We start from the raw sequence: 22,733 nt of genomic DNA, 5'->3' as shown, positions 1-22,733 counted from the left end.
GAATGGCTCCCCCCGACCTCGAGTCCCGGGCGGAAGCGCCAGAGCGTGAGCGACGTTCGCCCCGGTCACCAGCGGACACAGTCCGGGCCGGGGATACCCTGACAGGATGTCGAATCAGGCGGTGGCGGCCGGAGTAGGTCTCGCGCGGGTGATGGCGCACTGTGGGGGCAGCCCCTCGGCAGCCGTGCACTATCTTGCGGGCGCCATGGCCTCCGCACCCGGGAACCCCGAACCGTACGCGGTCCTCGCGGAGTTGTGGCGGGAGAAGCCGTCGGAGCTGGCCGAGGTCGTTCAGGGTGCCGGCTCCTTGAGGACGGTACTGGCGCGGTCGTACATCAGCTTCCTCCGGGACGACATGGACGGCGCGGCCCTGGCGATCGGATCGGTCACGGGTGTACGACCGGACATCGCCTGGGCCGAAGCCCCCTGGTTCGGCGACGAGCGATTCCTCGGCGGGGTGAGCGCCGACGCGCTGGCCGAGGCCGCGATGCGGACGATGGATCGTGGCCACGACTTGGACAGCGACCCCATGCGGGAACGTTTCCGACCCTGGTTCGAGGCCATCGACGCGGTATCCGCCCGCCGGCCGCTGCCGGAGCCGTTGGCGAAGATGGCGATCCTGCTGCGGGCATGCGGCCTCACCGATGCGTCGTTCGCCCTCTGCGACCGGGCGGACTCCGTGGAACGGATCATGCTGACGGAAGTCGTGCGAGCGGGCACATGGCGCAAGGTGGGTGATCCCCTGCAGACCGTCGCCGCGTTCGAGCGCGCTCTCGCCCTGGAACCGGCCAACTGGTCGCTCTACCTCGACCTGGCCGACGTGCGTGCGGAGCAGGGCGACTTCGCCTCCGCGGTCCGGCTGGCCGAGCAGGGGATGAGGTACGAGCCGGGTGAGCCCTCGCTGCGCGCGGCCGGGGCCGCCTACCGCGCACGCCTGACCGGCTCGGCCGCCGATCTGAGGGAACTCGTCGAACTGGCGCCGGAACTGCCGAACGACTCGTACCGGAACCTGCTGATCGACCACGCGTGCGCCGGCCCCGCGCTGCCCGCCGAACTCGTGGCCGCGGCCCGGCGCTTCCAGACCCGACGAGGCTCCGCCTCGCCCTGAGCAGCACTTCCGGCGGCACGAGCGCGGTGGCTTGGCCCGCCGGGGACCGTACCCGCACCTCGGCCCACCAGAGGGTGGACGGCGCTGGCCCGGGGGGACTCCGTGGATGCCGCACGAGTTCCCTCTACGATGCCCTGACCGCGGCGCACACCAGGTACGCCGTGGGGGAGGGGATCCGGTTCATGGCGAACAGATATGCATCGCGCGGCGGTTGGAGAACGGGGGCGCTCCTGATCGCCGCCGTCATGGGCGCTCCGCTGCTGTCGGCCACGCCCGCGGCAGCCGCGCACGGGGCGGTGCCCGGCGACTTCAACGGCGATGGCTACCGCGACGCCGTGCTGCCCGCGCCCGGGGCGAACGTCTCCGGCAAGGCGGGAGCCGGCGCCGTGGTCGTGCTCTACGGGTCGAAGTCGGGGCTGTCGACGTCCCGGCGGGCGACCATCACGCAGAACACCGCGGGGGTGCCGGGCGCGGCGGAGACGGACGACGGGTTCGGTGCCGCCACCGCGACGGCCGACCTCAACCGGGACGGCTACGCGGACCTGGTGGTCTCCACCCCGTACGAGGACACCCCGAGGGGCAGGGACGCCGGCATGGTGACCGTCCTGTGGGGCGGCAGGAAAGGGCTGACCTCCGGCACCGACCTGCCGGCGACCACCGCGGGCAGCTACTACGGGCTCGACGTGGCCGCGCTGAGCACCGGCCCGGGTGTGAGGACAGAGGTGCTCGTCGCCGGGTACGAGGGGGCGATGAGCTTCAAGGGGCCGTTCAGCAGCAACGGCACCTACGGCCAGGCCGTGGAGAACCGGGAGACCGCCAGCGTCGGAAGCGTCGCACTGGGCGATCTCGACGGAGAGGGCTACCCCGACGAGGTGGCCGTCACCGTCCCGCTGAGCGAACTGAGCGGCGGCGCGGTGTACATCGACCCCGTCATCGGGGGCGAGCAGCAGAAGGGCAACGGCTTGATCGCGGCCACCGGGGACGTCAACGGCGACGGATACGCCGATCTCGCCGTCGGCGACCCGGACGAGCCGGACAAGCCCGGAGCCGACGGCACGCTCGGCGGCCGGGTGCTCCTGTGGTACGGCTCGGCCCACGGCATCGCGCGGGACGCCAAACCCGTGCAGCTGACCCAGGACACCCCCGGCGTCCCCGGCGCGAGCGAGAAGGAGGACGGCTTCGGCGACGCCCTCACGGTGGCCGACCTGAACCGGGACGGGCTGGCGGACATCGTGGTCGGCGCGCCGCTGGAGGACACGGGCAGGAGGAACGCCGGGCAGGTGACGGTCATCCCCGGCCGGCGTACCGGGGCCCTGGGCGGCGGCGCCTACGCCTTCACCCAGGACACCGCGGACGTCCCCGGCGCCGATGAGTCCGAGGACGCGTTCGGCAGCACCGTGGCCGTCGGTGACATCAACAAGGACGGCAAGCCCGAACTCCTCGTCAGCGCGGCCGAGGAGAACTTCTCCACCGGCGCGGTCTGGGTCCTCCCCGGCGGCACCGGCGGCCCCACAGCCAAGGGCAGCCGCATGATCACCGCCGCGTCCGTGGGCTTCCCGCAGAAAGAGAGCACCCGCCTCGGCGGCTAGTGGCTCCTCGGAGTGATCCGACCGGGCGCGTACACAGCGGCGGCCCGGCGGCCCGGCGCGTTCGCCGGCTCGACGCCGTAACCTCCCGTCCTTCCCTCTCGTTCCAGCAGGCGACGCACCTACCGCCGGGCAGGACGAGGAGGGACGCGCCATGGGCCGTCGGCCGCGCGGAGTCGGTACACGCATGGCCGTCGCCATGGCGGCCGTCATCGCCCTGAGCGGCGGCACCGCCTCCGCCGCCACCCCGGCCCCTGCCCCGGCCGGACCCCTGGTGTGCCAGGGGCCGGCCCTCGGTTGCGTGCGGGACGCACGCCGCACCCTGGAGGGGATCCGGGACCGGCTGGGCTGCGACCACCGCGCCCCCTTTCCCGCCATCTACGTCCATCTCGAGCGCTCGCTGGAGGCGGCGGTCGCCGACGGCGAACACTTCGACGAGCCGTCCTGGCTCGCCGGCAGCCTCAACACCGGCTTCGTCAACCTGTACCTCGACGCCTACGAGGCCGACCGCGCGGGACGCCCCGTCCCGGCCGCCTGGCACGCGGCGTTCGCGGCGGCACGCACCGCCGATGTCAACGCCGGGCAGGACGTGCTCCTCGGAGCCAACGCGCACATCCAGCGGGACATGCCGTACGTCCTCGCCGCCCTCGGCCTCACCCGTCCCCAAGGAGGCACGCGCAAGCCCGACTACGACCGCTTCCAGGCGGTCCTGGACCGTGCCTACGGCCCCGCCGTCCAGGACGTCGCCGGCCGCTACGACCTGATCGTCGCCCTCGCCGACGACCGCTGGAACCCCATCGCCGGGCTCACCGGCCGGCAGCTGTTCCGGTCCTGGCGCGCCCAGGCGTGGGAGCACGCCCGGCAGCTCGTCGACGCCCCCGACCAGGCCGCCCGCGACCGCGTCGCCCGCAGGATCGAGACGAACGCCGCGCAATGGGCTCAACTGCTGAGCGCCGTCCGCCTCCCCGGCTATCGGACGGTCCGCGACGACTACTGCCGGACACACACCACTTTCGAGCCCGCGCCGGCGCGTCCGTAGCGGGCCAACGCGTGCCCCGCTGCCGGACGTCCGGTCGCGACCGGCCCCTCCGGCAAGGGCACCACTAGGGTGACGGCGGCGCCGACGGGATGCCGGACGGCCCGTCGGCCTCGCGGTCCGAGGACGGCCATACGTAGGGCAGGTCGTCGGGGACACCGGGGAACAGGCCGGCGTAGAGCTCCCGGTCCTTGCGGACGAGGGCGGACTGGTGGCTGCGGTGGAAGGCGTCGTCACCGAGCCATGGCGGCAGTTCCCCGGCCCGGGCGAGCGCGGCCTGGTCGCGCACGGGAGCGCCGGGACGGGCTCCGGCGTAGCCGGCGACCAGTGACGCGGCGCAGCTGTCCTGGTGCCCCTGCTCCCGCCATACCCGGCAGACCTCCAGCCCGTAGCGGACCAGGGCCTCCTCGTACCCGCTCCACATCCGCACGGCCGGGTGCCTGCGCCAGCCGTAGCCGGGCACGGTCAGCCCGCGCAGGACCTGGAGCGCCTCGACCCGCTGCTTGCCCAGGCGGCGGCGGTCCAGGAGCAGGGCGGAGCGTCGGAAGTCGGAGTCGGGCAGGAACGTCTGCATGGATACCGTCCTGGTGTGGCCGCGAGTGGGGGCGGCGCCGGCCGACGGGCGTGTTCCGGTGGCCGTTCGTCCCGGATGCCGTGGCCGGTGCCGTGTCCCCGTCTTCCTTCCCGCTCCGTCGCGGCGACGGGTGCGCCGTCGGCCGAACGGGTCAGGCGCGCCGCCGTCGCGTGCGGTCGCGGCGGCCGGGCAGCACGGTCCACGTCGCCGGCGGCTGGGCGGCGCGCGGTCCACGTCGCCGGCCGCTGGGATGCCCGTCGCTTTCAGGCCAGGGCAGAGAGGGTGAAGCCGGTGTAGCCGTTCCGGGCCACGGCGTCGCACTCCTCCCGGTACCGGTCCAGCCCGCCCGCGTAGGCGAGGAACACACGGGGTTTGCCCGGGACGTTCGCTCCCGTGTACCAGGAGTCCACCGCCGGATAGAGCGTACGGGCGGCGACCTCGGCCACGTGTTCGCCCCAGCCCGCCTCCGCGTCCGGGGTGGCGTCGATCTCCGTGACGCCGTTCCGCCGCAGGTGGGCGATGCAGTCGGTGATCCACTCGACCTGCTGTTCCAGGGACACCGCGATGTTGGTGAGCACGGACGGGCTGAGCGGTCCCAGAACGCTGAAGAGGTTGGGGAAGCCGGCCGAGACGAGCCCCAGATAGCTCCGGGGCCCCTGCGCCCATCTGTCCCGGAGGGTCACGCCGTCCTTGCCCACGATGTCGATGGCGAGTTGCGAGCCGGTCAGGGCGTCGAAGCCGGTGGCGAAGACGATCATGTCGAGGACGTGCTCCCCGGCCGAGGTACGGATGCCCCGGGGCGTGATCGACTCGATCGGGGTCGTGCGCAGGTCGACCAGCGTCACGTGCGGCCGGTTGTAGGTGGCGTAGTAATCGGTGCCCAGGCAGGGACGCTTGGTCGCGAAGGGGTACGTGCGCGGGGAGAGCAGTTCGGCCGTCGCGGGGTCGGTGACGATCGACCGGATCTTGGCGCGGACGAACTCCGCGACGGTCTCGTTGGCCTTCTCGTCGGTCAGGATGTCGGTGTAGGTGCGCAGCAGTCCGTTCAGGAAGCCCGTGCCCCAGGCGGCCTCGTAGGTGGCCGTGCGCTCCGTCTCGTCGGCCTCCAGGGCCGACCGGGTCGGCGGCTCGAAGACGGTTCCGCCCCGGGACAGCCGCTGGGCGCGCCGGAACTCGGGGTAGCGGGCCTTGAACCGTGCGGTCTCCGCGGCCTCCAGCGGGCGGTTGTGCGCCGGCAGTACGTAGGCCGGGGTGCGCTGGAAGACGGTGAGGGAAGCCGCCTCGTCGGCGATGACGGGGACGGCCTGGACGCCCGAGCACCCGGTACCGATCACGGCGACCCGCTTGCCGGCGAAGGAGACGTGCTCACGCGGCCAGCGGGCGGTGTGGTGGATGGCGCCCGTGAAACTGTCGGCGCCGGGTATCCCGGGATCCTTGGGGACCGACATGCAGCCGGTGGCGAGGATGACGAACCGGGCGGTGACGGTCCGTCCGGTGTCCGTGGAGAGCTGCCAGAGGTGACGGTCCCGGTCGTACCCGGCACGGGTGACCCGGGTGCGCAGGGCGACGTCCCCGCGCAGGCCGAACCGGTCGGCGACGTGGTGGATGTACCGCAGGATCTCCGGCTGGGAGGCGTACCGTTCGCTCCACTCCCACTCCTGGTCCAGCTCCGGGGAGAAGGAATAGGAGTAGGACAGGCTCTCGATGTCGCAGCGGGCTCCTGGATACCGGTTCCAGTACCAGGTGCCGCCGATGTCGTCACCGGCTTCCAGGACCAGCGCCGACAGACCGAGCCGCCGCAGCCGGTGCAGTTGGTAGAGGCCGGAAAGCCCGGCGCCGACGACGACGGCGTCGACCGGGTCCGCTGCGGCCGGTGGGCCGGGCGTGGTCACCATCGGGTCTCCTGTTCCTCCGGATCGCCATGCGGATCACCTTGTCGTCCGGCATCGGGTCCACGAGCGTCCGTGCTTCCTCTGCCGGAACCTCGAAGGTAAAGAGATGGTCAATCAATCGTCAAGGAAATCCGGATGATTGACCTGAACCAGCCTTCCGCGGGCTGCGGGCCCATGGATGCGTCGGTCCGGCCGGAGGCCCTCCAGGGGTACGGGTCCCATGCCGCCGTTGGGACCCCGGCCGGAGTCGTCCGGGTTCCCGAGGGGTCGAGGTGCGTCGGGGAGGCGATTGTCAGAGGGGACGTGTACAGTTCGGCGGCTCACCTTCAGGGGCTCCGGAAGTGGCTCTGCATGGTGATGAACCTCTGTCAAAACACCCGAAAACCGGCCGGTCGCCAGTGCGGTCGTTCACTCGATCCGGTGTGTGATGTCGCTCACGCCCACTCGGTAAATATCGGGAACTACCAGCGCCTTTTCCGGGCTGGGGTGCCCGGTGTGTGCTGATCGACATACGAGTACCCGTCGCACGAGGGCGGTAAGGCAAGGCATAGTGGGGGCACCGCCGCCGTCGCGTGTGACGGGCATCACAAAAGTCTGATTTCACTTGCGTGTGCGTCGGTAATCGCATTCGGGCAAAAGGAAAGAGCCCCACCCGACGCCGGCCAAGCATCCTGGTGGAGCTCCTCCTCACACACCGTGTGCAGTGCGGCCGACTGTTGGTCGGTCAGGCCCCGGCCCTCGGGCCGGGGCTTTCCGCTACCAGGGCCACCCGTTCAGCACGGCCTCGTAGGCCACGCGGATCAGGAACCCCAGCCACCGGGCGGCCCGTTCGGGCCGGTCCCGCTTGCTGCAACAACGGCAGTGCCCCTGTGACTCGTACTGCTCCGTCATCGGGACCCTCACCCCCTGTTCCTCTCGGGACTGCGGATTTCGCAGCTCCGTGGAGGCCCACGGCCTTCGTGGACCCCACGCGTGTGAGCCCACGCGACAGGCCCTGGGAGTAAGGGGTGAGGAGACTTTACCGGAGCGCAACGGATCTCGTTTCCCGTCAACCACCCCACTGCAAAAGCGAATTGGCACGGCGTGCCATGCCAAGCGGTCGCATAGTCGATGGAGTCGGAAGCTCAAGGGACGCTCAAGCGCGCTAGCTGCGCAATGTCGTGACGCCGCGTCTGGTACGCCGTGCCAGTTCCCGGCACCGGCGTGCTGAAGCTCACACGCGAAGCGCACGCCACGGGTGAACGTGCGACCTTCGCGCTCCGTGCGCCCCCCGGCCGGCGGCGCCGGGTGCCGGCCATTCGCATATGCATCCTCCCGGGCCGCTGCTCCTCCCGTACCGCCTCCGACTGATGGACGGATGATCGAATAACGACGCCCCGGCCGGGGTAGAACGGACGCCGGGTGCCTTCCCGCAGGGAAGACCCCCGCTACTCACCCGGCCGGCACCCCCGGCCCGATCGAAGGACGCAGTATGGCCAGCGGCACCGTGAAGTGGTTCAACTCCGAGAAGGGCTTCGGGTTCATCGCCCAGGACGGCGGCGGCCCGGACGTCTTCGCCCACTACTCGAACATCTCCGGCACCGGGTACCGCGAGCTGGTCGAGGGCGAGACGGTCACGTTCGACATCACCCAGGGCCAGAAGGGTCCCCAGGCCGAGAACATCGTCCGCGGCTGACCACGCCCTGCCGCCGGCCTACGGAACCCCGTGTAGAGTGGAATCACCGACGCGGGGTGGAGCAGCTCGGTAGCTCGCTGGGCTCATAACCCAGAGGTCGCAGGTTCAAATCCTGTCCCCGCTACGAATGGGGGGCCCGTCATCAGCCGGGCCCCCCTCACGCTTCTCCGCCCGCCCGGCCGTGCGCCGCACCGGTCGGCAGACCCACGTCACCGTCACCACGCGCCGGACACCGGTGGATTCACCGATGGCAGCCCGCCGCCGCTCCTCCAGACTGCGGTCTCAACCCATTGGGACCCGCATTCACGGAGGCAACCGTGCGCAAGCTCGCTCGATTATCCCGGCGGTCCGTCACCGCCACCGCGCTGGGGGCGCTGCTGTGCGGCGGCTTCCTCGGCACGTCGCAGGCCGCCCCGGCCGCGGCCTCCGTCGCCGAGGCCGCGAGCCCCACGATCACCGTCCCGCCCGCCGGCAGCCACGGCTTCCCGTTCCTCGCCGCGGCGGAGGACCTCGGCTCGTCCGGCTACACCGAGAGCGAGTACTTCATCTCGGGCACCGCCACGTCGTACGCCAAGTCCGGCCTGTGGACCTCGGACGGCCGCTGGAACGTCCGCGCGTCCGGTACCGCCCCCTACAAGAGCCGCCTGCTGGTGCGCCGCCCCGTCGACCCGGCGGCGTTCAACGGCACGGTGGTCGTGGAGTGGCTCAACGTCAGCGGCCAGCTCGACCTCTCCCCGGACTACTGGTTCGAACGGGACGAACTGCTCCGGCGGGGCTACGCCTGGGTCGGCGTCTCGGCGCAGGCCGTCGGGGTCGACGGCGGGCTGGGCGAGATCAAGGGGCTGAAGGGCTGGGACCCGGCACGGTACGGCAGCCTGGTCCACCCCGGTGACGCCTTCGCCTACGACATCTTCTCCCAGGCGGGCCAGGCGCTGCGCACCCCGGACGGGCCCGACCCGCTCGGCGGGCTCCCGGTCCGGACACTGCTCGCCGACGGCGAGTCGCAGTCGGCGGGCTTCATGACGACGTACGCCAACGCCGTCCAGCCGGTGTCCAGGGTCTACGACGGCTTCATGGTGCACAGCAACAGCGCGATCGCCGCGCCGATCAGCGGCGTGCTCGCCGACACCCTGCGGATGCCGAACCCGTCCCGGATCAGGACCGACCTGCCGGTGCCCACGTTCGTCGTGCTCACCGAGACCGACGTGCCGGGCGCCGCGACCGCGCGGCAGCCGGACACCGACAGCGTCGTGCACTGGGAGCTGGCCGGCACCGCGCACGGCGACCAGTGGGCCTACGACGCGGGCGAGCCCACCGTGCGGAAGTCGGCGGGCCCGGCCGCGCCGTCCGCCGACTGCGCCGCCGGTTCGGCCCCCTTCAACGACGGGCCCGGCCACTGGGCGATGAACGCGGCACTGCGCCACCTGGCCGACTGGGCGAGAGGCGGTGCGCGGCCGCCGAGCGGGCAGCCGCTGAGCACCGTGCTGCGCGACCCGGCCACCGGCCTGGCCACCGGCGGTGTCCGCCTGCCGGACGTCACGGTGCCCACCCGCACCCTCACCGGTGCGCGCGACACCACCGGCAGCGGTGTCTTCTGCGGCCTGTACGGCGCCCGCGACCCGTGGAACGGCGACGCCGACGCCTGGGACCGCCACGACGACGGCGACCCGTCCGACCCGCACTTCCCGCCCACCGCGGAACCGGTACTCAGCCGGCTCTACCCGACCCACGCCGACTACGTGGACAAGGTCCGCACGGCCGCGCAGACGTCCGTCGGCGCCGGATACCTGCTGCCGGAGGACGCGGCGGCGATCGTCGCCGCCGCACAGGACTCGGGCATCGGCGGCTGACCCACCGGCCGCCCGCGGCCCCATGCCCCGGCCCCACCGCGGCGCGGGGCCGCGGACGGGGGGCGGATGCCCGGCCTCCGCCCCGGCAGCGGCTACACCACCCGGATGCCCACGATGCAGGTGTCGTCGTCCGTGTCCGACCTGCTGTAGGTCAGCAGGCCGTCCAACTGCTGGTCCAGGGTCTTCGGTGCCGTGCGGGCCGCGGTCAGCAGATGGGCCAGGGACTCCTCCACCGAGCGGTCCCGGCGCTCGATCAGACCGTCGGTGTACAGCAGCAGGGTGTCCTCCGGCGCGAACTCCAGCTCGGCCTCCTCGTAGACGGCCTCCGGCAGAGCACCCAGCAGCAGGCCCTTGACCAGCGGCAACGGCGCCGCCTCCGAGCCGCGTACCAGGACCGGCGGCAGATGGCCCGCCCGCGCCCAGCGCAAGGTGTGCCGGTCGGGGTCGTACAGCGCGCAGACCGCCGTGGCGGTGACCGCGCCGGTCAGATGGTGCGCCACGATGTTCAGCCACGACAGCAGCTGGCCCGGACCGGCACCCGTCACGGCGAGACCGCGCAGCGCGTTGCGCAGGACGACCATGCTGGTGGCCGCCTCGATGCCATGGCCCGCGACATCACCCACGCACATCAGCACCAGCCCGGACGGCAGCACCACCGCGTCGTACCAGTCGCCGCCCACCAAGTGCTCGGTCTCCGCCGGGCGGTAGCGCACCGCGACCTCCAGACCCGGCACCGTCAGCGGTGTCCGGGTCGGCGGCATGATGGCGTGCTGCAACTGCAGGGTCAGCCGGTTGCGCTCGGCGGCCTGCTGCTCGGTGTGGGCGAGCTGGTCCCGGGTCGCGGCGAGCGCCACCTCTGTCCAGTGCTGTGCGGAGATGTCCTGATAGGCACCCCGTACGACGAACAGCCGGCCGTCGGTGTCCAGCACCGGCTCGGCGACCACCCGGATGTGCCGGGTGACGCCGTCGGGCCGCTGCAACCGGAAGGCCGCCGAGGCGGGCCGGCGGTGGTGCAGCACCGTGCGCAGGAACCGGCCGAGGGGCACGGCGTCGTCGGGGTGCGCGTACGCGGGCAGGTCCTCCAGCGGGACGGGCGTGCTCGTCGGGGGCCGGCCGTAGAGGTGGAACAGCTGGTCGTTCCAGGTGATCTCGCCCGTGAGCAGGTTCTCCTCGAACCCGCCGATACGGCCCAGGCGCTGGGCGTGCTGGAGCAAGCTCGCCAGGCGCGCCGTCTCGTCCTCGATGCGCCAGATCAGCAGCACGCTGTTGCCGTGCCGGCTGATGCTGATGTCCGCGACCGCCGACAGCGACACCTGGTCGACCAGCGAGGTCAGCTGCATGCGGCGGGCCCGGAACGGCTCGCCCGTGGCGTACACCCGCTCCACCCGGTGGAACAGCTCGCTCTTGCCCGCGGCCATCGGGTACGCCTCCAGCAGCAGCGCCCCGTTGACCACCGCCCGCGGCCGGCCCGCCGGATCCAGGAAGTGGTTGTTGATGTGCTGGATGCGGAAGTCGACCAGCTGCCCCGAGTCGTCGAGGTGCGGCACGAGGACCAGGGCCGGGTCGTGCAGCCCGTCCGCCAGGTCCATCAGCTCGGCGGTGTCGGGCAGGACGCGGGGCTCCTGTTCGGGGTCCCGGCGCGGCGTGTACGTCTCCAGGGTGTGCGCGCACAGCTCGGCGAGGGCGTCCACCTGCCGGACGACGCCCGACGGCTGGGGTTCCAGCGGGCCCGGCCAGGCGATCTCCAGCACCCCGTGGATCCGGCCCCCGGTGCCCGCGGGCACCGCCACCCGGCCGCCGTCCGGGTACAGGTTCCGGCCGATGGTGGGCAGCCCCGTCTCGGCGAGGGAGCCGAACCACTGACCGGTGCGCTCGGTCAGGCCCCGGCGCGCCACCGTCGCCACCTCCGGCGGCACATAACGCCATCGGGTGGCCTCCGCCGGGGAGAACCCGGCACTGCCGGCGAGGGTCAGCGAGCCGTCGGCACCCGCGGCCCAGACGGCCACGGCCACCGCGCCGAGCGGGCGCAGTGCGTGCTCCAGCAGGGATTCGGCGACGGCCTGGGTGTCGTCCGCGGCCAGCGCCCCGCTCTCCGCCGCCCGCAGCCGCACGGCCGCGGCGTCACGCTCCACGCTGTCCGCGGTGGCGGCCAGGAAGCTGTTGGTGATCTCCGACAACCGGTCACGGGCGGCCTGGTTGATGACCTCCACCGCGAACTCCAGCGGAGTCACCCCGGCCTGCTCGGTCAGCTCGGCGAGCTGCCGGGCGGCCTGCGCCGGACCACAGCCCAGCCGCTCCACCAGGATGCCCTTGGCCAGCTCTATCAGCGCCCTGCCTTCCGCCTCCACCTGCGCGGCGCGTACCTCGCGGCGCAGCCGCTCCACGGTGGCGGCGAGCCTGCCCACGGGGGACGTGGGGGAGACCCCGGCCAGATCCGACGGCACCGGATCGCCGGCGGCCGGCCGCTCGACAAAAGCGGACGGCTCGGGACGCAGCTCGACGCCCTCCGGCTCGTGTGACTGCTCGGTCGTGCTCACGATAGGGGTACTCCTCGGCGCGAACGCGCTCGCGCGCTCACGCGGACAGCCAGCGCCGGACGCAGGCGATGAGGTCGTGGGTGTCGACGGGCTTGGTGACGTAGTCGCTCGCGCCCGAAGCCAGGGACTTCTCCCGGTCGCCGGGCATCGCCTTGGCCGTGACGGCGATGATCGGCAGATCGGCGTACTGCGGCAGCTTGCGGATCTCCGAGGTGGCCGTGTAGCCGTCCATCTCCGGCATCATCACGTCCATCAGCACCATCGCGATGTCGGGGTTGCCGAGCAGCGTGTCGATGCCCTTGCGCCCGTTCTCCGCGTGCAGCACCCGGAATCCGTACATCTCCAGGATCCCGCTCAGCGCGAACAGGTTGCGCGCGTCGTCGTCGACGACCAGGACCGTACGGCCCCGGAAACTGTCGTCGACCGGCGGGGCGAGGTCCTGCCGGTCCTCGGCCCGGACCAGGGACAGCACGTCCCCGGGCTCCTCGGCCGACAGGTGCAGCGCGATGCGCTCGCGCAGCTCGTCCAGGCTGGACAGGAACTCCAGCGCCCCGTTGTCCAGGTGCGAGCGCAACGCCTCGTCCCTGGCCACCTCCGGCCGGCGGCCGCTGTGGACCAGCACCGGCACGCCCGCCAGCCCCGAATCGCCCTGCAGGGCCTGAAGGAACCGGCTCGCCTCCCCGTCAGGCATGTCCAGGTCCAGCACCACGCAGTGGCACGGCTCGGCGGCCAGCGCGCCCGCCGCCTCCTGCGCCCCCACGGCGGTGATGACCTCCACGGCGGGCAGCGGGGAGCCCTCGTCCGGGCTGTGCCGCGCCACTTCCGCGACCACGCTCTCGGCGACCAGGGTCAGCAGCCCGCGCGGCCGTTCCTCCACCACGAGCAGCCGGCGCGCCCGCTGCCGGGCAGGGGAGGACTGCGGTGCCGCGCTGTCCTGGGCGGACGCGGCGGCCACTTGCAGCTCGGCCGGTTCCTTCGGCGCGCGCCGGCCGCTGCCGAGCAACTGCTCGAAGTCCGGGCGGGCCACCGGCAGGTACAGCGTGAAGGTGCTGCCCCGGCCGGGAGTGCTGTCCACCGCGACGGCGCCGCCGAGCAGATGCGCGATCTCCCGGGTGATGGACAGACCGAGACCGGTCCCGCCGTACTTGCGGCTCGTGGTGCCGTCCGCCTGCTGGAACGCCCCGAAGATCGTCTCCAGGTGCTGCTCCGGGATGCCGATGCCGGTGTCCCGTACCCGGAACGCCACGACGGCACCTCCGCGCACGACACCGTCCGGGACCTCCTCGTCCGCCGCCGACTCGATGGCCAGCTCGACGCGGCCCTGCTCGGTGAACTTCACCGCGTTCGACAGCAGGTTGCGCAGGATCTGCCGCAGCCGGGAGTCGTCGGTCAGCAGGTCGGCGGGCGCGCCCGGCGCGGTGCTGACGGCGAACTCCAGCCCCTTCTGGGACGTCATCGGCCGGAAGGTGGCCTCCACGTAGTCGATCAGCTGGCGCAGCGGCACCCGCTCCGGGGCGACGTCCATCTTGCCGGCCTCGACCTTCGACAGGTCCAGGATGTCGTTGATCAGCTGGAGCAGGTCGCTGCCCGCCGAGTGGATGATCCCGGCGTACTCGACCTGCTTCGGGGTCAGGTTGCGCGACGGGTTCTGGGCCAGCAACTGGGCCAGGATCAGCAGGCTGTTCAGCGGGGTGCGCAGCTCGTGGCTCATGTTGGCCAGGAACTCCGACTTGTACTTCGAGGCCAGCGACAACTGCTGGGCGCGGGCCTCCAGTTCCTGCCGGGCCTGCTCGATCTGCAGGTTCTTCGCCTCGATGTCGCGGTTCTGCGAGGCGAGCAGGGTGGCCTTCTCCTCCAGCTCGGCGTTGGAGCGCTGCAGTTCCTCCTGCTGGGACTGCAACTCGGCGGAGCGGGCCTGGAGTTCGGCGGTCAGCCGCTGCGACTCGTCCAGCAGCTCGTCGGTGCGGGCGTTCGCCACGATCGTGTTGAGGTTCACGCCGAGCGTCTCGCGCAGCTGCTCCAGGAAGTCCCGGTGGATCGCGGTGAAGGCGGTGACCGACGCCAGCTCGATCACCCCGAGGACCTGGTCCTCGAACAGGATCGGCAGCAGGATCAGCGCGGTCGGGACCGTCTGGCCGAGCCCGGACGAGATCGTGACGTAGCCCGGCGGCAGCGCGTCGACGGTGATGGTACGGCGGCTGCGGGCGGCCTGGCCGACCAGCGAGCGCCCCACGGGGAAGCGGGCGGGCCGCTGATCGTCGTCCGGTCTGCCGTACGAGCCGACGAGCCGCAGCTCCGGGCCGCGGTCGCCGTCCTCGGAGAGGTAGAACGCGCCGTACTGGGCCGCCACCAGCGGCGTCAGCTCCTCCATGATCAGCTCGGCCACCACCGGCAGCTCCCGGTGGCCCTGCATCAGGCCGGAGATGCGCGCCAGGTTGGTCTTGAGCCAGTCCTGCTCCTGGTTGGCCCGGGTGGTCTCGCGCAGGGACTCCACCATGGAGTTGATGTTGTCCTTGAGCTCGGCGACCTCGCCGGAGGCCTCCACGGTGATCGAGCGGGTCAGGTCTCCCTCGGCCACGGCGCTGGCGACCGCGCCGATCGCCCGTACCTGACGGGTCAGGTTGCCGGCCAGCTCGTTGACGTTCTCCGTGAGCCGCTTCCAGGTGCCCGAGACGCCCTCCACCTCGGCCTGGCCGCCGAGGCGCCCTTCGGTGCCGACCTCACGGGCGACGCGGGTGACCTCGTCGGCGAACGCGGAGAGCTGGTCCACCATCGTGTTGATGGTCGTCTTCAGCTCCAGGATCTCGCCCCGCGCGTCCACGTCGATCTTCTTCGACAGGTCGCCCTTGGCCACCGCGGTCGTCACCAGCGCGATGTTGCGCACCTGGCCGGTGAGGTTGTTCGCCATGGAGTTGACGTTGTCGGTGAGGTCCTTCCAGGTGCCCGCCACGTTCGGCACGTGGGCCTGGCCGCCGAGGCGCCCCTCGGTGCCGACCTCGCGGGCGACGCGGGTGACCTCGTCGGCGAAGGCGGAAAGCGTGTCGACCATCGTGTTGATCACGTCCGCCAGCGCGGCGACCTCGCCCTTGGCCTCGACCGGGTGACCTCGTCGGCGAAGGCGGAGAGCTGGTCGACCATCGTGGTGACCTCGTCGGCGAAGGCGGAGAGCTGGTCGACCATCGTGTTGATGGTGTTCTTCAGTTCCAGGATCTCGCCGCGGGCGTCGACGGTGATCTTCTGCGAGAGGTCGCCCTTGGCCACCGCCGTCGTCACCTGGGCGACGTTGCGGACCTGGCTGGTGAGGTTGCCCGCCATGAAGTTGACCGAGTCGGTCAGGTCCCGCCACACACCGGCGACCCCCGGCACCTTCGCCTGGCCGCCGAGGCGTCCTTCGGTGCCGACCTCGCGGGCGACGCGGGTGACCTCGTCGGCGAACGCGGAGAGCTGGTCCACCATCGTGTTGACGGTGTTCTTCAGCTGGAGGATCTCCCCGCGCGCGGGCACGTCGATCTTCTGCGACAGGTCGCCCTTGGCCACCGCCGTGGCCACCTGGGCGATGTCGCGGACCTGGGTGGTGAGGTTCCCGGCCATGGCGTTGACCGAGTCGGTCAGGTCGGCCCAGGTCCCGGAGACCCCGGGCACCTCCGCCTGCCCGCCGAGCGTCCCCTCGGTGCCCACTTCCCGGGCCACCCGGGTCACCTCGGAGGTGAACACGGACAACTGGTCGACCATGCCGTTGAACACGGTCGCGATGTCACCCATGAGACCATGGGCGTCTTCCGGAAGGCGCGTCCCGAAGTCGCCGTCCCGCACGGCGGTCAGGCCCGCCAGGAGCTGCCGCAGCTCCTGGTTGCCCGGCGCGGCGTCGACCGTCTCGGACTTGTCGCTGGTCATGCGCAACCTCGTCCCGCTCCCCAAGGGCCCTCGGCGGTGAGGACCCGAACACCCCGGTGGCCCGCAAGGGGCCCCAACGTCGTGCATTTCCGCATTTCACGGAACTGCGTGATGAGAAATACGCCGCAGGCTAACCCGCTTGGTCCCCGCCACACAAAACCTCCCCCCGCCGCACGCCCGCGACACGCCGTTGCGGCACGGCGAGCCGGACGGCGACGGTCCGTATGACCTTCAAGGGTGTCGGGTGTCACATGTGGTGGGAGCCGGGTCCCGGGGTACCCGATGGGACCAGCGGAGGAAGCGCCGCCGACGGAGGGCCCAGGGGACAGCGAGGACAGGGTGACCATGCCGAGAAGCGCGCAGGCCCGGCCGGACCGTGAGCCGGCGGCGTCATGGCAGGTCCGAGGGGTCGAAACGGCGTTCCGGTTGCTGGCCGGGCTGCGCGGGGCACCCGCGCTGCACCCGCACGGGCTGACGTGCGCGGGTGAGGTGGAGGTGCCGGCCGGCGGTGAGCGCTGGGGCGCGCCGTGGCTGGCGGGACCCGGCCGGTTCACCGCCACCGTGCGGCTGTCCCGGGCGGCCGGGCTGCCCCGGGGCCTGCCCGACGCCCTGGGACTGGCCGTACGGGTGGACCGGGCCGACGGTCCCGGCCGGGATCTCGATCTGCTGCTGACGAGCAGCGGCCGGGGCCGCCTGGCCCGCCACGTGCCGCGGCCCCGCGCCGACGCGCTGGGCGGGCCGTACTCCAGCCTCCTGCCCTACCGGGTGGGCGGCCGCTCCTGTGCCCTGGCGGCCTTTCCCCGTCGGTCCGGGCGGGCGCCGGTGCCCGGTGACCCGGCGAGTCTGGCGCGGGCGCTGGCCGCCGGACCGCTCGTCCTCGACCTGTGCGCCGGGGCTGCCGGCCGTTCCTGGCGGCCGTTCGCCGTGCTCACCGTGCGCTCCGCGCTGCCGGCCGGACCGAAGGAGAGCGTGGGCTTCGACATCTACGCGCACGACGCCCGGGGCTTCACTCCCGGCCCCGCCCTCGCCGCCGTCCGCCGCGCGGCGTACCGGGGGTCGAGGGCGGGCCGCGGCTGAGCGACACTCGGCCGCCGAGTGCGGGCGCCGGCTCACTGGGCCGTGTCGTCCTCCGCCGTGCCCGGATCCTGGTCCGGATCCCGCAGGCGCACCTCGAGGTGGCCGTCGACCACGCGGGTGTCGAAGACGGGCTGGGGAGAAGTGGCCGGGCCGTGCACGTTCCAGCCGTCCGAGAGGCGGAAGACGCTGCCGTGCCAGGGGCACCGGACGCATCCGCCGTCGAGGGTGCCCTCGGACAGCGGTCCCGCGAGATGGCTGCACCGCTCGGCCAGCGCGTGGAAGGTCCCGTCGGCTTCGCGGACGACCAGAACCGGGACGTCGTCCACGGCGCGCCGTGCCGGCCGGCCGGCCGGGAACTCGGTCACGGACCCGATCCGGTGCCAGCCTGCCGAGACGACCTGCGGGACCTCTTCCGCGTGGTTGGCGCCGGCGGCCTGCCGGTAGGCGAGGTGGCCGCCCAGTAGGCCGCCGGTCGCCACTGCCGTCAGCCCCAGGAAGCCGAGGCCGCGGCCGGCCTTCGTGCGGCCTTTGACACGGCAGGCGAGCGAGGCGGCGTAGAGTCCGACGGCCGCCGTGTTGGCCAGCGCGTGCACCAGACCGACGCGCTGCTGGCGGCGGTGCAGCTCCGCCCAGTCGACGGCTCCGGCCAGCGCGGCCGGGGCGGCGGCGGCCAGACCGACGGCGATCAGCGAGCCCGCCTCCCGTGCCCGGCCGGGGCGCAGGTCCAGCACCGCGGCGGACAGCCAGCTGCCGACCGGCACCTGCACCAGCAGCGGGTGGACCGGGTGGCCCAGCCACCTGCCGTGCAGCAGGTCCCGGACGCCGCGCAGCGGCAGGGCTCGCACGCCCCGGCCGAGCGCGTCGATCACCGCATCGCCGCTCGGCCGTCGTTCGACACTGTCCAGGAGCCGCGGAACCATGTCCCGCCGCGTCCGGCGAGGTGGTGTTGTCGTCATGAGTCGCTGGGTCCCCCGCCGCACCTACCGCAAACGGGCCGTTCAGGTGGGAGGCGACCACCTCGGCAGCGCCGGCGCCCGACGCCGGGACCGGCCGGCGGGCGGTCCCGGCCGACCGGACGTATCGTCCACCCCCGCCCGGGGCACACCCGGGCGGGGGTGGCCGGTTCAGCAGGCGCCGAGGTCCTGCCAGACACCCCACTGGCCGGTGGTGCCGGGCTCCTCACCCGTCGTCCACCACTTGGCCTTCCAGGTGTGACCCTTGTACGAGACCTGCTGGCCCCCGGTGTACACCGCGTCCTTGGCCCACGGAGCGGCCGTGCACTGGTTCCCGGAGCCGCCGGTGACGGTCAGGGAGTAGGCCGCCGAGTGGCTGCCCGAGGCGCCCGTGCCGGTGACGGTCACCGTGTACGTGCCCGACGCCGCGGCCGAGGTGGTGGCCAGGGTGAGCGTGGAGGAGCCGCCCGCGGTGACCGAGGCCGGGCTGAGGGAGGCGGTGACACCCGCCGGGGCGCCGCTGACGCTCAGCTTCACGTCCTGGGCGTCGCCCTTCGTCACGGCCGTTCTCACCGTGGCCGTCGCGGACTGGCCGGCCGTCACGGACCCGGAGGCCGGGCTGAGGGCCACCGAGAAGTCGTTGGCCGGGTTGGTGGGCCCGCCGCTGGTGAACGGCGCGAAGATGCGCGTGAAGTCCCATGTGTTCTGTTCGATGCCCGAGCAGTTGTCCGCGGCGCCCCCGCCCGCGCAGCCGCCGTTGTCCCGCTGCAACGCCCAGAAGGACAGGGTGTTGATGCCCTTGGCGACCGCCCAGTCGTACACGGTCCGCGCGTTGGCCAGGGTGAACGTCTCCGCCTTGCCGAAGTCGTCGACGCCCGGCATCTCGGTGACACCGACCATGTTCCACAGCTGGGCCGGGGTCTTGGCCGGATACAGCTCGGCGAGCAGGTCGTACAGGCCCTGGGCGGCGGTCTGGGTGTCCTTCGCCATGTCGTGGGGCTGGTTGTCGTAGTAGTCGAACGTCATGAGGTTCACGACGTCGACCCGGGTGCCGTTGCTCACCGCGTTGCGCAGCAGCGCCTCGCCGTTCTCCGCGGGGCCGTGCGTGGTGGTGGGCAGCGTGTAGGAGATCTCCACCTTGCGCCCGTTGGCCGCCGCCCAGTCCTGCACCAGCTTGATGGCCTTGTTGCGGCGGTCGATGCCGGCGGAGTTGTCGAGCGAGTCCACCTCGATGTCCATGTCGAGCCGCGAGATGTCGTAGGTGGTGATGACCTTCTCGTACGCGGCGGCGATCTGCTGGACGTCGGTGCAGCTGTCGGCGATCTCGGTGCCGGTGGTGTCGGCCGTGTACCCGCCGAACGAGGGGATGACATCGCCTCCGCCCGCCTGGATCGTCTTGATGTCGGCGCCGAAGGTCGAGGCGGCGACCGGCATGCTCGTGTCGCCGTTCCAGTACGGCGTGCAGGAGCCCTTGGCGGCGGTCTGGAGGAACGCCATCGTCAGGTGCTTGGCGCCCGACTGGGCGGACAGGGCGGCGGGGCTCTCGCCGGTCCAGGCCTCGAAGTAGGGGGCGAAAACGTGGTTCGGCAGGGGCGTCGCGGCTTCGGCGGCGCCGGTTCCCGCGAGGGCGAGGCCCACCGCGGCCGCCGTGGTGGCGGCCGCGGTGAGTGCCGCGCGGAAGGAACGCACGAGTCTCATGTCAGTCCCGGTGTGTGGAGGGGGTGGCCAAAGTTCTTGCGCGGGGAGGGTGGTGCCGACTACTGGGATAGCGCCCCCACACAGGCGGGTCAATGGTCTGGACCAAAAAGGGACTAGACCAATTCGCCGGGCGGAGCGGCCCTGCCGCAGTACAGGGCACCCGGCGGCGGACTGGACCATGTGCGCGCGTTCCGCCAGGTCCGGATCGAAGATGACCATGCGCGGCGAACGCGGGTATACGGGTGCCGTGCCGACAAGCCCCCCACGGGAGGAGTAGACGATGACCGACGACGCCTGTCTCGTACTGAAGTCCGAAGCGACGGCCGCGCCCGGTGTGCCGCCGGCGGTGGTCGGTGACCTGGCCTGCCTGGAGACACCGGCGGTACGGGCCTGGCTCCAGGCCCAGGGGGTCACCGAGACGTCCCCGGACCTGCGGCTGGTACCGCCCGAGGAGGCGGCGGCCGTCCCCGAGGACGCCGAGCGGCTGTCCGTGCCGCTCGGCGAGGAGGAGTTGAGCCGGCTGCGCCACCACACCGCCCCGCCGGACCTGGCGCGGCTGGAGGAGGAACTGCTGGGCTACCGCTCCTGCACCGACGGCCGTGACACCCTGCTCGCCCGTGCCCTGGCGGCCGGTGTGCCGGCGCACCGTGTCGCGGAACTCACCGGTGAGGACCTGGCCACCGTCGAGGCGGCCAACCGCTGAGGATCCGGCCGCCTGTGCGGGGCCGGGTGGCGGGGGCGCGCTGCCGGGCCGTCGGCGATGTCCGCCGAGATGCCGCCCGACGCGGGGGAGCCGCTGGGGAGTTGACGGAAGGGGCCCCAGGGACCGGTCGGGCGCGCCCCCTTGCCCAAGCGATCTTCACACCTGTTTCATGGGCTTCACAGGCGTCTCACCGACACCGGTGAGGTGCTCTACTCAGCCTGTGGGGGGAACAGTTGGATACAGCACAGCGACCCAGACGTCTCGCGGCCACCCTGCTCGCCGCCGTGCTCGCCGGGACCGGACTGACCGTCGCCGCCGCGCCCGCGGCCCACGCGGCGGCCTCCGACGCGGTGGCCAAGCTGCCGATCGGGTCGTACTCGGGCCTGGCCGTCGACTCGGTGCACCAGCGCGTCTACATCGCCGACCAGCGCGACACCAACTCCAACGGCACGGTACTGGTCTACGACTTCAGCGGCCGGAAAGTCGACACGCTCCAGCGTGAGTTCGGGATATCGGGCGTGGCCCTCAGCGAGGACGCCGCGACGCTGTACGTGGGCGAGCGTGGACGCGTCATCACCTACGACACCGGCACGCTCCAGGAGAACGGCGGGTACGGAGCGGCCTACGACACCTGCGGCCGGCAACTCGTCTTCACCGGGAGCAAGGTGTGGAGCACGAGCGCCTACGTCTACCAGAGCTACCAGTGCGCCACCGCCTCCACGGCCCTGAACATGCTCGCCGACGGCGCGGTCAACTCCACCGGCTGGAACGACGTCGGCCGGCTCCAACTGGCCCCGGGGGCACGCGGGCAGAACCGTCTCCTCATGGGCCAGCCCAAGGAGAGCGACGCCCCGAACCCGTTCCTCGCCTCGTTCGACGTCAGCGGCACCACCCCGGTGCGGGACGCCTCCCGCCGGTTCGCGGACGGCGACGGCAAGGGCGCCCTCGACCTGAAGGACATGGCGGCGAGCGCGGACGGCACCAAGGTCGCCGTGGCCGATGCCACCGCCGGCACCCGGCTGCTGAACGCCGGCGACCTGTCGGACGCGTCCGGCCAGTACCAGGCGCTGCCCGCCGGCGCGACATCCACCGCGGTCGCCTTCAGCGGCGACGGCACGTACATCGCCCGGGGCGCCCAGGCCACCGGCAGCACCCCCGACCTGCTGGTGCAGAGCGCCGACCCGGCCGACGGCACGCCGCCGCTGGAGTTCGCCTTCGAGGGCAGCCTCGACGGGAACGGCGTCGCCCCGCGCGGCCTGGCCTGGTCCCAGGACGGCTCACGGCTCTTCGCGGTCACCCGGGGCGGCACCGGCCAGGAGTACTGGCTGCACATCATCCAGCCGCCGGCCGTCCAGTACGACACCCGCTTCACCGGCGACCTCACCCACAGCCCTTCCTCAGCCGTCGCGGGTGAGCCGCTGTCGGTGCGCGGCCGGCTGGAGTGGGACGGGCCCGCTCCCGCCCAGCCACTGAAGGTGACCGCCGTGCGCGAGGACGCGAACGGCACCCACCAGCTCGGCACGGCGACCGTCAAGGAGGACGGCACCTTCACCGTCCTGGACGAGCCCGACCTGGTCGGCGGGGCCACGTACCGGGTGTCGTTCCTCGGCGACCTCACCCACCGTCCCGCCACCGACGTCACCCACGCCGTGACGGTCGGCAAGGCGCCCGCCTCGATCACGCTGGCGGGGCCGGAAGAGGCCACCATGAGCGGGGGCGTCCACCTCACCGGTACGTTCACCGCACAAGGCAAGGCACTGCCCGAGCGGGCCATGCTCACCGTGAAGCGCACGGACCGGCTCGGCACCGGCACCCTGTCGTCGGTGACCGTCGCCGCCGACGGCACCTTCGCCATCGACGACCTGCCGCGCACCCGGCGCCAGGTGACCTACACCGTCAGCTGGCCGGGCGACGATCTGCACACGAGCGCGACGGCGTCGGCCACGGTGCACGTCAGCCGCTGAGTCCGCCACTCGAGGCCCGCCCCGATCCCCCAGGGAGCGGGTGCGGGCCTCCCGGCGGCGGACCTCGGCCTCGCCCGGCTCCGCCGCCGCCCCGCCCGGCCCGGCCCCCTGCCGCGGTGGCGCGGACCAGGACAACGGCCCGTCGCCCCCTCCGCGCATGCCACGGCCCCAGTGATCCAATAGGGC

The 22,733-nt window shown here is 72.5% G+C and carries 14 protein-coding genes, 1 tRNA gene and 1 pseudogene; 9 read left to right on the top strand and 7 right to left on the bottom strand.

Features of this window, described 5'->3' with window-relative positions; genetic code table 11:
- Window positions 1-106: 106 nt before the first annotated feature.
- The 3 genes from IH25_RS0102205 (at window position 107) to IH25_RS38405 (ending at window position 3,733) form a co-directional block, all read left to right on the top strand.
- The gene (locus IH25_RS0102205) at window positions 107-1,108 is read left to right on the top strand and encodes a tetratricopeptide repeat protein (protein ID WP_030601892.1); all 1,002 of its coding nucleotides are present in this window, start codon (window positions 107-109) and stop codon (window positions 1,106-1,108) included.
- Between the two features lie 182 nt (window positions 1,109-1,290).
- Window positions 1,291-2,697 (top strand): FG-GAP-like repeat-containing protein, encoded by a 1,407-nt coding sequence (locus IH25_RS0102200; protein WP_037654214.1) that lies wholly within the window; start codon window positions 1,291-1,293, stop codon window positions 2,695-2,697.
- A gap of 184 nt (window positions 2,698-2,881) precedes the next feature.
- Window positions 2,882-3,733, top strand: coding sequence for a DUF5995 family protein (locus tag IH25_RS38405; protein WP_051753635.1), 852 nt, complete (start codon window positions 2,882-2,884; stop codon window positions 3,731-3,733).
- A gap of 64 nt (window positions 3,734-3,797) precedes the next feature.
- On the opposite strand, the gene IH25_RS0102190 is transcribed toward IH25_RS38405, so the two are convergent.
- The 3 genes from IH25_RS0102190 to IH25_RS42760 all read right to left on the bottom strand — a co-directional run bounded on the left by IH25_RS0102190 (window position 3,798) and on the right by IH25_RS42760 (window position 7,087).
- The gene (locus tag IH25_RS0102190) at window positions 3,798-4,304 is read right to left on the bottom strand and encodes an MSMEG_6728 family protein (protein WP_030601884.1); all 507 of its coding nucleotides are present in this window, start codon (window positions 4,302-4,304) and stop codon (window positions 3,798-3,800) included.
- Window positions 4,305-4,567: 263 nt separating this feature from the next.
- The gene (locus tag IH25_RS0102185) at window positions 4,568-6,199 is read right to left on the bottom strand and encodes a flavin-containing monooxygenase (protein ID WP_030601880.1); all 1,632 of its coding nucleotides are present in this window, start codon (window positions 6,197-6,199) and stop codon (window positions 4,568-4,570) included.
- Window positions 6,200-6,952: 753 nt separating this feature from the next.
- Complete coding sequence (locus IH25_RS42760) at window positions 6,953-7,087, bottom strand: hypothetical protein (protein ID WP_268691430.1); 135 nt, start codon at window positions 7,085-7,087, stop codon at window positions 6,953-6,955.
- 580 nt (window positions 7,088-7,667) lie between these two features.
- Here IH25_RS42760 and IH25_RS0102175 point away from each other — a divergent pair.
- The 3 genes from IH25_RS0102175 to IH25_RS0102165 all read left to right on the top strand — a co-directional run bounded on the left by IH25_RS0102175 (window position 7,668) and on the right by IH25_RS0102165 (window position 9,721).
- Entirely contained in the window at window positions 7,668-7,871 is a 204-nt protein-coding gene (locus tag IH25_RS0102175) for a cold-shock protein (protein ID WP_030601877.1), read from the top strand.
- A gap of 50 nt (window positions 7,872-7,921) precedes the next feature.
- Window positions 7,922-7,995 (top strand) — tRNA-Met (locus IH25_RS0102170).
- Window positions 7,996-8,188: 193 nt separating this feature from the next.
- Entirely contained in the window at window positions 8,189-9,721 is a 1,533-nt protein-coding gene (locus tag IH25_RS0102165; RefSeq protein WP_030601875.1) for an alpha/beta hydrolase domain-containing protein, read from the top strand.
- 92 nt (window positions 9,722-9,813) lie between these two features.
- On the opposite strand, the gene IH25_RS0102160 is transcribed toward IH25_RS0102165, so the two are convergent.
- Both IH25_RS0102160 and IH25_RS37225 read right to left on the bottom strand, forming a co-directional pair.
- A complete protein-coding gene (locus IH25_RS0102160; RefSeq protein ID WP_030601872.1) occupies window positions 9,814-12,258 on the bottom strand; it encodes a SpoIIE family protein phosphatase in 2,445 nt (814 codons plus the stop codon).
- Between the two features lie 37 nt (window positions 12,259-12,295).
- A pseudogene (locus tag IH25_RS37225) lies at window positions 12,296-16,152 on the bottom strand (HAMP domain-containing protein).
- Between the two features lie 345 nt (window positions 16,153-16,497).
- On the opposite strand from IH25_RS37225, the gene IH25_RS0102150 reads away from it, so the two are divergent.
- Window positions 16,498-17,229: a phosphodiesterase gene (locus IH25_RS0102150; protein ID WP_245172659.1), complete on the top strand. Its 732-nt coding sequence runs from the start codon at window positions 16,498-16,500 to the stop codon at window positions 17,227-17,229.
- Between the two features lie 32 nt (window positions 17,230-17,261).
- On the opposite strand, the gene IH25_RS0102145 is transcribed toward IH25_RS0102150, so the two are convergent.
- The gene (locus IH25_RS0102145; RefSeq protein WP_107058302.1) at window positions 17,262-18,149 is read right to left on the bottom strand and encodes a Rieske (2Fe-2S) protein; all 888 of its coding nucleotides are present in this window, start codon (window positions 18,147-18,149) and stop codon (window positions 17,262-17,264) included.
- A 204-nt stretch (window positions 18,150-18,353) separates the two neighbouring features.
- Entirely contained in the window at window positions 18,354-19,880 is a 1,527-nt protein-coding gene (locus IH25_RS0102140; RefSeq protein ID WP_030601862.1) for a chitinase, read from the bottom strand.
- Between the two features lie 280 nt (window positions 19,881-20,160).
- Here IH25_RS0102140 and IH25_RS0102135 point away from each other — a divergent pair, with 280 nt between their 5' ends.
- Both IH25_RS0102135 and IH25_RS0102130 read left to right on the top strand, forming a co-directional pair.
- Window positions 20,161-20,583, top strand: coding sequence for a DUF6003 family protein (locus tag IH25_RS0102135; RefSeq protein ID WP_030601860.1), 423 nt, complete (start codon window positions 20,161-20,163; stop codon window positions 20,581-20,583).
- Window positions 20,584-20,816: 233 nt separating this feature from the next.
- A complete protein-coding gene (locus IH25_RS0102130; protein ID WP_245172658.1) occupies window positions 20,817-22,547 on the top strand; it encodes a WD40 repeat domain-containing protein in 1,731 nt (576 codons plus the stop codon).
- Window positions 22,548-22,733 lie beyond the last annotated feature (186 nt).

Source organism: Streptomyces achromogenes subsp. achromogenes (assembly GCF_000720835.1).
In the GTDB taxonomy this organism is placed as follows: Bacteria; Actinomycetota; Actinomycetes; order Streptomycetales; family Streptomycetaceae; genus Streptomyces; species Streptomyces achromogenes.
Note: the sequence above shows the minus strand (reverse complement) of the source record. Positions and strands in the feature narration are given on the sequence as shown.